General features: G+C 61.8%; 11 protein-coding genes. 2 read left to right on the plus strand and 9 right to left on the minus strand.

Features of this window, described 5'->3' with window-relative positions:
- Window positions 1–139: 139 nt before the first annotated feature.
- The 7 genes from BI343_RS18725 to BI343_RS18755 form a co-directional block, all read right to left on the minus strand.
- Window positions 140–1030 carry a DMT family transporter gene (locus tag BI343_RS18725; protein WP_071110879.1) on the minus strand — a complete coding sequence of 297 codons (891 nt, stop codon included), beginning with the start codon at window positions 1028–1030 and terminating at the stop codon, window positions 140–142.
- A 1-nt stretch (window position 1031) separates the two neighbouring features.
- Window positions 1032–1772 carry a helix-turn-helix transcriptional regulator gene (locus BI343_RS18730; RefSeq protein ID WP_071110880.1) on the minus strand — a complete coding sequence of 247 codons (741 nt, stop codon included), beginning with the start codon at window positions 1770–1772 and terminating at the stop codon, window positions 1032–1034.
- 359 nt (window positions 1773–2131) lie between these two features.
- On the minus strand, window positions 2132–3355 hold the full coding sequence (locus BI343_RS18735; protein ID WP_071110881.1) for an L-lactate MFS transporter: 1224 nt from the start codon (window positions 3353–3355) through the stop codon (window positions 2132–2134).
- A 106-nt stretch (window positions 3356–3461) separates the two neighbouring features.
- Complete coding sequence (locus BI343_RS18740; protein WP_071110882.1) at window positions 3462–4208, minus strand: LytR/AlgR family response regulator transcription factor; 747 nt, start codon at window positions 4206–4208, stop codon at window positions 3462–3464.
- Window positions 4205–5872 carry a sensor histidine kinase gene (locus tag BI343_RS18745; RefSeq protein WP_071110883.1) on the minus strand — a complete coding sequence of 556 codons (1668 nt, stop codon included), beginning with the start codon at window positions 5870–5872 and terminating at the stop codon, window positions 4205–4207. Before BI343_RS18745 ends, BI343_RS18740 begins: the two co-directional genes overlap by 4 nt.
- Window positions 5873–5999: 127 nt before the next feature.
- Window positions 6000–7997, minus strand: a complete 1998-nt coding sequence (locus tag BI343_RS18750) for a pyridoxamine 5'-phosphate oxidase family protein (protein WP_071110884.1) — start codon at window positions 7995–7997, stop codon at window positions 6000–6002.
- Between the two features lie 19 nt (window positions 7998–8016).
- Window positions 8017–8529, minus strand: coding sequence for a MarR family winged helix-turn-helix transcriptional regulator (locus tag BI343_RS18755; protein ID WP_071110885.1), 513 nt, complete (start codon window positions 8527–8529; stop codon window positions 8017–8019).
- Window positions 8530–8639: 110 nt separating this feature from the next.
- On the opposite strand from BI343_RS18755, the gene BI343_RS18760 reads away from it, so the two are divergent.
- Window positions 8640–9545, plus strand: a complete 906-nt coding sequence (locus BI343_RS18760) for an EamA family transporter (protein ID WP_071110886.1) — start codon at window positions 8640–8642, stop codon at window positions 9543–9545.
- Here BI343_RS18760 and BI343_RS18765 read toward each other — a convergent pair.
- Together BI343_RS18765 and BI343_RS18770 are read right to left on the minus strand one after the other, a co-directional pair.
- Window positions 9538–10044, minus strand: coding sequence for a GNAT family N-acetyltransferase (locus BI343_RS18765; protein ID WP_071110887.1), 507 nt, complete (start codon window positions 10042–10044; stop codon window positions 9538–9540). The two genes, BI343_RS18760 and BI343_RS18765, sit on opposite strands and share 8 nt — an antisense overlap.
- 66 nt (window positions 10045–10110) lie before the next feature.
- Window positions 10111–10503 (minus strand): MerR family transcriptional regulator, encoded by a 393-nt coding sequence (locus BI343_RS18770; RefSeq protein WP_043629837.1) that lies wholly within the window; start codon window positions 10501–10503, stop codon window positions 10111–10113.
- Window positions 10504–10621: 118 nt separating this feature from the next.
- Between BI343_RS18770 and BI343_RS18775 the strand changes: the two genes are divergently transcribed.
- The gene (locus tag BI343_RS18775) at window positions 10622–12310 is read left to right on the plus strand and encodes an AMP-binding protein (RefSeq protein WP_071110888.1); all 1689 of its coding nucleotides are present in this window, start codon (window positions 10622–10624) and stop codon (window positions 12308–12310) included.
- Window positions 12311–12312 lie beyond the last annotated feature (2 nt).

Raw genomic sequence — 12312 nt, forward strand, 5'->3', positions numbered from 1 at the left:
CGGTCATCCTCATGGCGGGCGATCTGGAATTGGTGGGTGAAATGCAACCGAAGCCCCGCGAGAAATTGCATTTCTGTTTGCGTGGCAGGTTGTTCAGACCTTCCCTAGGGGAGAAAACCGCCTTATTTATTTTAAATGATCATGATAAAATCAGCGATTTTTTGGCAGGCCTCCACTCGGCAAGCTGAGGCGCGCTGGCATTGATGATCACGCCTATGATGACAATGCACGAGAAGAAGACTTTTTGCATGGTTATGATCTCTCCTAGTACAAGATGAGAGAATAGCAGAGCAAAAGCTGGAACCAGCAGGTAGCTGGGTGCGCTCAGTATCAATTGATTATTGCTTAGCAATAGGGTCCACAATCCATATCCCACCAATGTGGTAATGTACCCTTGGAAGGCGATGGCTAGCCAGGCTTGATTGTCGATCTGTTCAATGGTGTGGATGATGGTCATGCCATTGCTCAAGTTGATCAGCAATAAAAACAGGGCAGATACCAGACTGCCCCATGCGACAAAGCTGATCGGGCGTTCGGTGCGGGAAAGCCTCACCGCAAGATTGGCGAAAGTCCAGCTAAAGGCGGAACCTAAAACCAAGGCGATGCCTGCGGTATTGATGCCTCCCTCTTTTATTCTGGAAATAGAGTAAATTCCCACGAATGCGATCAGGCATCCAATGACATTGAACTTATTCCATTTTTCCTTGAGAACCATGATTCCGCCAATGGCGGTGAAGAGAGAGCCGGCTTGCATGATGACCGACGAGATGCCGGTATCGATGCCGGTTTTCAATCCCTTGAAAAACAGAAACAGACCAAAAGAAAAAGCCAGTCCATACAGCAAGACGTAAGGAAAGTCGGCGCGCTTGACTCGCAAGAACAAGCAGGCCGGCAGCGCTGCGAACATGACGCGCAACATTGCGGTCTCGGCGGGGTCGATTTTGATTCCGCTGATCTTTGCCGCAACGTAATTAAAGCCGAAGATGCTGGTGGATAGCAGAATGATAAGAATGGTTTTACTGTTTTTCATGTCATTCCACCAGCAGGTTGTATGTCATGTGGTCTTTGAATATTGCGCGTGATATGACTGACTGGTAACCCATTTTTCGGGCGGTATCAATCAGGTTTTGTTGGTTCAGTGCGCCAAATTTATCTTTTAAAGACTCAATTCTATTTTCAATCGTGCGCGTGGATAAATCGTAGATGGAGGCGATGCGCTTGACCGGCACGCCACGGAGCAGCAGCGTCAGGACTGACAATTCATTTTCGTTAAGCGGGATTTTGAGTTCCTTGGACTCCAGCAGCTGCGCATAAGAAGCCGCAACTAGTTTTTCCACTTTGATAGCCGGTTCGATTCCCCACAGAATGTCGCTCCAGAAAGTGGTATCGCAAGTCAAGTCCTCGCCGGTAAATAGAATAAGCGGATCTTTGCCGTTGAGCAGGGCGGGGTACTTGCGGAACTTGTAGGCGCGCGGATCGCCGTTGCGATGAGGGTGAATGCTTCCCATGATGATCTTTTTTTTCTGGAGCAGCACCATTTGATCTTGTTCATACATGAGCTGGGACAGAACGGAAATCCCATTGGGCATGTCCCCAGACTTCTTGCCAATGATTTGTTCCCGCGGCAAACCATGAAAGTCTGCATAGCTGGCGTTAACGTACAGGAAATTGTGCTGGAGGTCTTTGGCGCCAGCCATTTGTCCAACGCTTTCCAGTTGATCGATGAAGGTCTCCAGTTCCGCAAAACTCTTGAATGAATAGATGGGGTGCATTTTTGTCTCGATCGATATGATTAAAATAAGTACAAATATATATAATATACATTATACATATTCCAATCGCATGATAGGCTTATGGGAAGACAGTAAACAAAGCCGATGGAAATACGGGACGGTTCCCTGGCTGGCCAAGATCCCAAGACCAGGTCTTGCATGGATGGGCGTCATCAATGCAAAAAGCCCCCAAGGTCGGTAATGCCGTTCACTTAAGGATTTTCGGGCGACTTTTCTGGCCTTGAGAGCACAGGAATCCACAAAAAAAGCACCGTTTCACATGCATGGAGACGGTGCTTTTCTCTTAAGTGAACGGCATTACCCCAAGGTCGGGGGCTTTGTCGTTGCGGGCGGGAGGATCAGGCCTTGCCCAGATGCGGCTCGGCGTGGAAGTTTTCTTCTGCGGCCTTCGCTGCGCCCGGCTGGCGGATGATCAGCGAGAACAGCAACGATACGATCAGCAGCGCCAGGATCAGGTGGAAGGTAGCCAGGAAGCCGCCGAACAGCGAGGCCACGATGGAGCCGACGATGCTGCCGATGCCGAAGCCCAGGTAGATCACGCCGTAGTTCTTGGTCAGGTTGTTCAGGCCGAAGAAATCGCTGACCAGCGACGGGTAGACGGTGATGGTGCCGCCGAAGCTGAAGGCGATGCAGGCGATGGCGGCGAAGAACAGCGTGACGTTCAGCGGCACAAACAGCAGGGTCAGCATGCCGGCCAAGGCGGCGATCTGGGCGAGGGTGATGACGCGGATGCGCGGCATCTTGTCGGACAGGATGCCCAGCACCAGGCGGCCGGACAGATTGGCCACCGCGATCACGGCGACGGCATTGGCGGCGGTCAGCGCCGGCAGGTGAACGAAGCTTTCGCCGATGTCCTTGGCCACGCCGATCACATACAGGCCGCTCATGCATACAGTCAGGAACATCATGGCCAGCATCCAGTATTGCGGCTGGCGCATCGATTCGGCCAGCGTGAAGTCTCGGCTGCCGCTGGTTTGCGCGGCGATCGGCTGTTGGGGCGCATCGGTCATCAGCAGCGCGCCGGCCAGCACCATGGACATGGCGATCAGCCCCCACAGCTGGAAAGTGGCTTCCAGGCTAAAGTGCGACAGCAGCGCCAGATTGATGAACTTGAAGCCCAGGCTGCCCAGGCCGTAAGCGCCGATGGCGCAGGCCGAGATCAGGCCCTTGCGTTCCGGGAACCATTTCACGCAGTTGGACAGCGACATCAAATAGCCTGCGCCGTCGGCGAAGCCCACCAGCAGGCCGGCGCACAGGTAGAGCATGACCAGGTTGTTGGCTTGCGAGGTCAGATAGAAGCCCAGGCCGAGCATCAGGCCGGAGGCGATGGCCACCTTGCGCACGCCGAAGCGCTCCTGTAGCTTGCCAGCCAGGGAAGAGGCGACAGCCAGGGCCAGGCTCAGCAGGCCGAAGGCGAAGGCCACCTGGCTGACCGGTTCGGAGAGCTTGTGCGACAGTTGGGCGTTGAACAGGCTCCAGGTGTAAACGGAACCCAGGGCGAACTGGGTGAGAACGGTGCCGGCCAGGGTACGGTAGCGGATGGCATTGAGAGAGGCATTCATGGCGCTGCTCGCTTAAAGTCATTACTGTTGGCATGACTATAAGCCCGCGCTTATAGAGACGGCGCAGCGCGGGAATGAAATGCAGGCGGCGCGGAATGAACTGCAATCAGAGGTGCATCAGTTGCCTGAACGCCTTGATGTTGCTGCGGCTGACCGGGATTTCCGCCTTCAGGTCGTACAGCTTGATGATGTAAGTGCTGTTCTGCCACGGCGCGATTTCACGGATCTTGTGGATGTTGACGCAATACGAGCGGTGGCAGCGGAAGAAGCTGTCTGCTGGGAGACGGGACACGAATTCGCTGATGCTCATCGCCATCACGTAGCGGTCGCGCGCGGTGTAGACCAGGGTGACTTTCTCGTCCGCCTCGACGTAATAGATGTCGTCGCAGGGCGTGACGATGATGCTGTCGCCCTTGGCCAGGTTGACGGTGCGGCTGACGGGCGCGGATTCGGGGAGGGGCGCCGCTATGTGCGGCGCTGTGGCCGGCGGCGCCTGTTCCAGCGCTTCCAGCTTGGCCAGCAGGCTGATGATGCGCGTCTCGTTATACGGCTTGAGTATGTAATCGAAGGCTTCCACTTCAAACGCCTCCACCGCGAACTCCTTGTAGGCGGTGACGAAGACGATGCGCGGCGGTTTGGCTGCTTTATGCAGGTTCTTGGCCAGCAACAGGCCGTCGATGGACGGGATGTTGATGTCCAGAAACACCACGTCCACGACTTGCTCCTGCAGGAATTTGAACGCTTCCAGCCCGTCCTCCACGCTGGCGGCGATCTCGATGGCGCTGTGTTCCTGTATCAAATAGGCCAGTTCCTGGCGCGCCAGGTATTCGTCTTCCACAATCAGCGCCTTCATGCGACTTCCTCCAGCGGCAGCTCAAAACTCACTTCGGTGCCCGGCTCCAGCCGGGTAAGCCGCAGGCCCTCGCCGTACAAGAGCTTGATGCGCTCGTTGACGTTGGATAGGCCGATGCTGCGGCTTTCCACTTTGCCTCTGGCGATGCCGTCCATCACTTCCTGGCTGATGCCGTAGCCGGTGTCGCGCACCGACACATGGATGCGGTCGTCCAGCTTCTTCACCGAGATGCGCACCTCGCCCGGCTCCTTGCGCGGCTGGATGCCATGCAGGATGGCATTTTCCACCAGCGGCTGCAGCAGCAGGCTGGGCACGCGCGCATGGACCTCGTCCACGTCGAATACGACGGACAGCTTGCTGCCGAAGCGCGCCTGCTCGATGGCCACGTAGTCGCGCACCTGCTTCAGTTCTTCCTGGATGTCGATCAGGGTGTCGCCCAGCGATAGGTTGTAGCGCAGGTAGTCGGCCAGCTTGGCGATCAGCTGCCGCGCCTCCGACGGCTGGATGCGGATCAAGGACGAGATGGCGTTCAGCGCGTTGAACAGGAAGTGCGGGTTGATCTTGCTCTGCAGCGCGGCGAACTCGGCTTTGCGCGCCATCTCCTGCAGCTGCTTGATGCGCGACGCCTCCATCTGGGTGGAGATCAGCTGCGACAGGCCCAGCCCCAGCTCGCGCAGCGAGCCGGTGATGCCGCCGCTCTGGCGGAAGAAGATTTTCAGCGTGCCGGTGACGCGGCCGTTTTCGCGCAGCGGGATGATGATCACCGAGTGGAAATCCGCCACCCGGTACTGGCGCAGGTCGTTTTCGATGATGATCTGGTCCTGCTCCACCGCGCGGCGGGTGATCTCGCCGATGGCGGAGTGGGCGGCCGGTTCGTAGTAGTCCTTGCCCAGCCCCACGTAGGCCAGCACGTCGCGGGTATCGGTGATGGCCACCGCGTCGGCGCCGATGTGGTTGCGGATCACCGTGCACACTTCCACCAGCGCGTCGCGGTCCACGTTCTGGAAATAGGGCAGGGTGCGGTTGGCGATGGTCAGCGCCAGCTTGGCCTGGCGAGCCGCCAGCAGCTCTTTTTCGTCGTCCAGATCCTGCACCAGCCGGATGATCAAGCCGATGCAGACGGTGCCGGTGATCATCGGGTAGGCGATGTGGCTGACGATGGCGTGGCCTACCTTAGGCTCGGTGAACCATAGAATCAAGGCCATGGTCAGGCTTTCGCAGCCGACGCCGGCGGCGATGCCGTACAGCCACAAGCGCTGGCGGCCGGCGCGGTAGTGAATGAAGGTGGACAGCAGGCCGGCGCAGATGCTGGAGATCAGGCAGGGCAGCGAGGTGTAGCCGTGGATGTCTATCAGGTAGCGGTGCAGGCCGGAAACGATGCCGGCCGGAATGCCCACCCAGGGGCCGAACAGAATGCCGCCGGCCAGGATGGCGATGGTGCGGACATTGACCAGCGAGCCGTCCACCGGAATGCCGGTATAGGTGCTGAACACGGCGAACAGGCAGAACAGCAGCGAGACGCCGGCCAGTTCCGCCGGGCTGTGCTTCTGCTGGCGCAACAGGTCTTGGAACGGCCGGATGCGGGTGAGGAAGAACAGCGCCATCAGCATCAGCGCGGCGCGTTCAAAAACCGCCAGTAGCAGCATATTGGGATTGTCTATCATTCGGGGCCTGGCCGCGCGCGGCGGCGGGATGGGAGCCAAAACAGTTGACAGTATTTTAAGGCATGGTTGGGCCTGGGTCAGACATTCGCGCGATAAAAGACCGCTGACATGCCGAGACGTTCTGTCGCTACAGGCGGATTTCCAGTTTGTCCGTTCCTTCTGCCGGGTAGGCGCAGCACAGCAGGATTTCGCCCGGCGCGGTTTCATAGTCCGGCGGCTGCAGATAGGTGGCTTGGCCCGCCAGCAGGGCGGCGCGGCAGCTGCCGCAGGTGCCGCCGCGGCAGCTGAAGTCCGGGTTCAGGCCGCAGGCTTCCGCCAGCTCCAGCAGGCTGCCCTGGCCGGGTTGCCACGCCGCGTCCAGCTCGGCATCGCTGAAGCGGACCGCGACGGCGTGGTCGGCCATCGGCGGCAGGGTTGGCCCGGCGCGGCCGATGCGTTGCAGACCTGCCGGACCGAAGGCCTCGGCGTGGATGCGGCTGTCTGCCACGACTGCGCCAATCAGCTGATCGTACAAGGCCTGCATGAAGCCGGCGGGGCCGCACAGGTAGAAGTCTCCGGCCAGATCCGCGCCAAACCGGCGCAATAGCTTGATGTCGACGCGTCCGGCGTGCTGGTAGTCCTGGCCTGGGCGACGGTTTGTTTCCGGCTGGCTTGCCGCCTTGACGACGCGCAGCTTGCCTGCCGCCCTGGCTTGCAAGGCGTCCAGCTCTGCGTCGAACGCGCGTTCGGCCACGGTTTTGGTGGCGTAGACCAGCAGCGTGGGCGGCATCGCGGCGGCTTGTTCCGTCAACTGGTGCAGCATGGCCAGCAGCGGCGTGATGCCGATGCCGCCTGCCAGCAGCGTAATGGGCCTTTCCAGGCTGGATACGGTGAAGTCGCCGCGCGGCGGCAGCGCCTCCACGATGTCGCCCGGCGCCAGCTGGTGCAGCCGGGCGGATGCCTTGCCCTGGCGCTTGACGCTGATGCGGTAAGCGCCGGTCTGAGAAAGCGTGTAATTGCGCAAGCGCGCGCCGTCCACGCCCATCACCTTGAGGCTCAGGTGCTGGCCAGGCAGGAAGGGCGGCGGGGGCGAGCCGTCCGCCGGTTCCAGATAGATCGACCGCACGACATCGCTCTCGTCGGCCACATGGGTTACCCGCAGCGGCAGCCATTGCCGGGCGGGGGCCGGCTGCGGCCAGGCACCGGTGGCCAGGGCGAACGGCGAATATTCGCGCAGCGTCCAGCGCAGCGCCAGGGCGTTGCGGCGGCGCACCACCCGCTCGACTCGGAAAGACCACAGCCGCTCGGCGCCATGGAAAACGGACGCGGCGTCGCCATCCCGCACCTCGGCGCGGCCAGCCAGCTGCAGCGTGTCGCCGCTGGAGAAGTCGATGAACAAGAGGCCGGCGCGCGGATGGCGCAGCAGATTGCCCAGGGTGTTGAAGTAGCCGTTCCCCGGAAAATCCGGAATGGTCAGTGTGTCGCCGTCGACTCTGACGAAGCCGGGCTTGCCGCCGCGATGCGATACATCGACCTGCCAGCCGGGTTGGCCATCGTCGCCGGGGAAGGCGCTGGCGACGAAGAAGGTGTCGGCGGAGGCGATGGCTGCGCGGGCGTCCTCGTCCAGCTCGTCCATCCATTCCACCGTGCCCACGATGCGCGGCCCCGGTTCGCGGGCAAATTCAAATTCGCGCAGCTGGATGTACTTGGGGCAGTTGCCGAATGACTGGCGCACCGCCAGCGCGCAACCGGCCTTGTCCAGCGCAATCAGTTGGCCGTTCATGCGGTTGCGGCGGCGCGTGTGCAGTTCGATGCCGAGCAGGCCCACCGCCGCGCCGGAACGCAGGCAATCGCGCAGCGGGTCGGCAGGGCTGGGCAGGGCGGCGAGGCGCAATTCGCGCGGATCGGGCGAATCAACAAAACCGGGCGCGCCCTCCACCACGCCCGCCCACGGCCTGCCGGCATCGTCCAGCGCCGCCAGCACCACGAAAGGGAGCTGGCGGAAGAAAGCGCGATGCTGATCCGGCATGTGGTCGCGCAGATTGCGCGGCCCGACCACGGCCATTTGCTCCAGGCTGCCGGCGCGGCGCTGCATTTCCAGTTCGCCGGAATGCCAGGGCTGCAGGGGAGAACGATGCTCGCTCATGGGACGCTCCGTGGGGCGATCAGTGGTTTTCGGGTTCCAGCGCCGCCAGCAGTTCCGCCAGCCGCTTTTGCAGCGCCTCCACGCTGCGCGCCGGCAGCGCGGACAGAATGGCGTGCTCGTTGGCGACATGCGCCTCCACCGCGCGCTCGATCAGCGCGAAGCCCGCGTCGCTGAGTCTGACCAGCGTGCTGCGCGCGTCCTGGCTGCAGGCTTCGCGCACGATCCAGCCCTTGCCTTCCAGAACTTTCAGCCGGTGCGTCATGGTGCCGGAGGTGACCATCATCGTCGAGAACAATTCGGTGGGCGCCAGCCGATACGGCGCGCCGGCCCGGCGCAGCGTGGCCAGCATGTCGAACTCCCAGGCGCTGAGGCCATATTGCTGGAATACCACATCCAGCCTGTGCTCCAGCAGCGCCGCACAGCGGCCCAGCCTGCCGATCAGCCCCATGGGGCTGACGTCCAGATCCGGCCGCTCTCTGGCCCATTGTTCCAGAATGCGGTCCACCGCGTCGCCGTTTTCGCTTTTCGTCATATGAAATCTGTCTTGATCTCAAGATTAATTTGCCTTGAATTCGAGATAAATGTTATCTTGAATTCAAGCTAAATGCGCTTCGATTATAAACGTAAACGAGAGGATTGCCCATGACGGCGAATACGGGAATCGGCCAGTGGCGGGATGTGTTGTTGACCGCGCTCACGCCGGTGATCTGGGGTTCGACTTATATCGTCACCACCGAGCTGCTGCCGCCCGATCGGCCGTTCACCGCGGCCTTGCTGCGCGTGCTGCCGGCCGGACTCTTGCTGGTGATGATGGGCGGCTGGCGTCCGCGGACAGGGGAGTGGGGCAAGCTGCTGATGTTGTCCGCGCTGAATATCGGCGCGTTCCAGGCGCTGTTGTTCGTCGCCGCCTATCGCTTGCCGGGCGGGCTGGCGGCGGTCGTCGGCGCTTGCCAGCCCTTGCTGGTGATGACGCTGGCCTGGCGGCTGGACAGCCGGCGTCCGGCGGCGATGGCCTTGTGGGCCAGCCTGGCCGGCGTGGCCGGCATGGCCTTGCTGCTGCTGTCGCCAGGCACGCGCTGGGATGGGTTGGGCATGTTGGCGGCCTTTGGCGGCGCGGTGGTGATGGCTTGCGGCACCTATCTGACGCGGCGCTGGAAATTGTCGGCGCCGGTCACCGCGCTGACAGGCTGGCAGCTGTCGCTGGGCGGACTGATGCTGCTGCCGCTGGCCCTGGCCATCGATCCGCCTCTGCCGCGTCTGGGGTGGGCGCAATTTGCCGGCTATGGCTACCTGACCCTGTTTGGCGCGCTGCTTGCCTATCTTTTGTGGTTCCGCGGCATCGCGCGGCTGTCGCCGGTGGCGGTGTCGTCGCTGGGCCTGCTCAGCCCAATGACGGCCGTGGTGTTGGGTTGGGCCCTGCTGGGCCAGGCGCTTTCCGCGCAATCGCTGCTGGGCATGGCGGTGGTGTTGGGCAGCGTGCTGGCGGTGCAACGCAGCATGATGGCGCCGCCCGCTCCCAAGGAGGGCGTCGCCGTCCGCTTCAATTGATCCGCGCCATCAGCAGCGCGTCGCCAAAGCGGCCGTCGATGCGGATGGCGTCGCGCAGATGACCCTCCTGCTGGAAGCCATGGCGGCGATACAGCTGAATGGCGCGGCGGTTGTCGGCGTGCACTGTCAGCTCCACGCGATGAAGGCCGCGCTTGGCGGCGAGCGCCAGTGTTTGCTCCAGCAGCCAGCCGCCCAGGCCTAGGCCGCGATGCGCCGGCAGCATGCCCATGCCCAGGGTGCCGCGGTGGCGGTGAATGGGCCACTCGTGGGGAGAAACGTCGCACCAGCCCACCACCTGATCGCCGTACAGCAGCAACAGGTGCGGGGCGTTCGCGGCCAGTTGCCGCGCCACATATTGCGCCGACAACTGCTGCGAAATTTCCAGAAACGATAGGTAGCGGCGTTCGCGCGCCACGCTGTCGGTCACGCGCCAGAAGTCTTCAGCCCGATCGGCGGTCAGCGCTTGCAGCGAGTAAGGCGTGGTATAGGGGCTGGGCATGCGGCATCTCCAATGCAGATTTGTTTATTTTGTCTGCTTTGAAATGACGATGCAATTTTATTGAAGTCAGGCGGCCGCGCCGTCGCTGGCGATCACCTTGCGGCAGTGCGCTTCCAGCGTGCCGATTTCGTCCAATACGGCGTCGATGTCGCGCCGCTGCTCTTCCAGCTGGCGGCGGCGCGCCTGCAGCAGGTCCAGCAATTTTTGCGACTGGCTGGCCTCGTCGCGCGCCAGCTGGTACATGTCTATGATCTCGCGAATCTCGGCCAAGGACAGGCCGATGCGCTTGCCGCGCAGGATCAGCTTGAGCCGCGCGCGGTCGCGCCGGGTGAACAGGCGCTGGCGGCCATCGCGTTGCGGCTCGATCAGGCCTTGTTCTTCATAGAAGCGTATGGTGCGCAGCGTGACATCGAATTCGCGCGCCAGGTCGGAGATGGTGAAAAATTCGGCTTGGTTCATAAAGTCTTCCTTGAGGCGGCGATTGTAGCGTTTTTCCCAACGCAGCAGCGCAAAGCTTGATTTACGTTTACGTAATCGTCAATCTGTCATTCGCAAACGACTTCAACGGGAGGGCTTGATGCCGCAGTTCAGCTATGCCAACGGCGCCGTCGCGCAGCCGCTGCTGGGACAGACCATAGGGCGTTTTTTCGACGAGGCCTGCGAGCGCCATGGCGACAGATTGGCGCTGCGCGTGCGGCATCAGGATATCCGCTGGAGCTATGCCGAACTGAGGCGGCAGGTGGACAGCCTGGCTTGCGGCCTGCGCCGTTTGGGCCTGCAGCCCGGCGAACGGGTGGGCATCTGGTCGCAGAACCGGGCCGAGTGGGTGCTGATGCAATTCGCCGCCGCCAAGGCGGGGCTGGTGCTGGTCAACATCAATCCCGGCTATCGCCGCGCCGAGCTGGAATATGCGCTGAACAAGGTGCAGTGCCGCGCGCTGGTCTTGTCGCCCAGCTTCAAGAGCAGCGATTACGTCGCCATGATCCGCGATCTGGCGCCGGAGCTGGACCACTGCCAGCCCGGGGAACTGAGCGCGGCTAGGCTGCCGGATCTGCGTTGGGTGGTGCGGATGGGGCAGCAGGCATTGCCGGGCATGCTGGCTTTTTCCCAGTTGCTGGCCGAGCCGTCGGAACAAGAACTGGCCGAATTGCGAGCTTTGGGCGACACGCTGCAGTTCGACGAGGCGGTCAATATCCAGTTCACGTCAGGCACCACTGGCCACCCCAAGGGCGCCACGCTGTCGCACCACAATATCCTCAACAACGCCTGGTTCGTCGGCGCAGCCATGAAGCTGGGGCCGGGCGACAGGCTGTGCATTCCGGTGCCGCTTTATCACTGCTTCGGCATGGTGATGGGCAGCCTGTGCTGCGTCTGCCACGGCGCGGCCATGGTGTTCCCGGCCGAGGGCTTTGATGCCGAGGCGGTGCTGGAGGCGGTGCAGCAGGAGCGCTGCACCGCCTTGCATGGCGTGCCGACCATGTTTATTTCCCTGCTCGATCATCCGCGCTTCGGCGAATTCGACCTGAGCAGCCTGCGCACCGGCATCATGGCGGGCAGCCCGTGCCCGGTGGAGGTGATGCGCCGGGTGATAGAGCGTATGGACATGGCCGAGGTGACGATTTGTTACGGCATGACGGAAACCAGCCCGGTCAGCCTGCAGAGCGCCACGGACACGCCGCTGGCGCAGCGCGTCAGCACCGTGGGCTTCGTTCACCCGCATGTCGAGGTGAAGATCGTCGATGCCGAAGGCCGTATTGTGCCGCGTGGCGTCAGCGGCGAGCTGTGCGTGCGCGGCTATTCGGTGATGCTGGGCTATTGGGGCGACGAAGAGATGACGCGCGCCGCCATCGATGGCGCCGGCTGGATGCATAGCGGCGACCTGGCCGCGATGAACGAGGACGGCTCGGTCAATATCGTGGGGCGAGTCAAGGACATGGTGATCCGCGGCGGCGAGAACGTCTATCCGCGCGAGATAGAAGAGTTTCTGTACCGCCATCCCAAGATCCAGGAGGTGCAGGTGATAGGGGTGCCGGATGTCCGCTATGGCGAGGAGCTATGCGCCTGGATCCGCCTGCGCGATGGCGAACAGGCCAGCGCCGAGGAGATCCGCGCTTTTTGCCAGGGGCAGATCGCGCATTACAAGATTCCGCGTTACATCGAATTTGTGGACAGCTTCCCGATGACGGTCACCGGCAAGATACAGAAGTACTTGATGCGGCGGCAGGTGCTGGAGAAGCTGGGGCTGGACGATGTGAAAACCGCATGATA

The organism is Chromobacterium amazonense (assembly GCF_001855565.1).
GTDB classification, from domain to species: Bacteria; Pseudomonadota; Gammaproteobacteria; order Burkholderiales; family Chromobacteriaceae; genus Chromobacterium; species Chromobacterium amazonense.

What these genes read in the sequence shown, in the direction of transcription:
- BI343_RS18765 (WP_071110887.1), bottom strand. Translation starts at nt 10,044, where the DNA reads ATGCCCAGCCCCTATACCACGCCTTACTCGCTGCAAGCGCTGACCGCC.
- BI343_RS18740 (WP_071110882.1), bottom strand. Translation starts at nt 4,208, where the DNA reads ATGAAGGCGCTGATTGTGGAAGACGAATACCTGGCGCGCCAGGAACTG.
- BI343_RS18745 (WP_071110883.1), bottom strand. Translation starts at nt 5,872, where the DNA reads ATGATAGACAATCCCAATATGCTGCTACTGGCGGTTTTTGAACGCGCC.
- BI343_RS18750 (WP_071110884.1), bottom strand. Translation starts at nt 7,997, where the DNA reads ATGAGCGAGCATCGTTCTCCCCTGCAGCCCTGGCATTCCGGCGAACTG.
- BI343_RS18770 (WP_043629837.1), bottom strand. Translation starts at nt 10,503, where the DNA reads ATGAACCAAGCCGAATTTTTCACCATCTCCGACCTGGCGCGCGAATTC.
- BI343_RS18725 (WP_071110879.1), bottom strand. Translation starts at nt 1,030, where the DNA reads ATGAAAAACAGTAAAACCATTCTTATCATTCTGCTATCCACCAGCATC.
- BI343_RS18775 (WP_071110888.1), top strand. Translation starts at nt 10,622, where the DNA reads ATGCCGCAGTTCAGCTATGCCAACGGCGCCGTCGCGCAGCCGCTGCTG.
- BI343_RS18735 (WP_071110881.1), bottom strand. Translation starts at nt 3,355, where the DNA reads ATGAATGCCTCTCTCAATGCCATCCGCTACCGTACCCTGGCCGGCACC.
- BI343_RS18730 (WP_071110880.1), bottom strand. Translation starts at nt 1,772, where the DNA reads ATGCACCCCATCTATTCATTCAAGAGTTTTGCGGAACTGGAGACCTTC.
- BI343_RS18755 (WP_071110885.1), bottom strand. Translation starts at nt 8,529, where the DNA reads ATGACGAAAAGCGAAAACGGCGACGCGGTGGACCGCATTCTGGAACAA.
- BI343_RS18760 (WP_071110886.1), top strand. Translation starts at nt 8,640, where the DNA reads ATGACGGCGAATACGGGAATCGGCCAGTGGCGGGATGTGTTGTTGACC.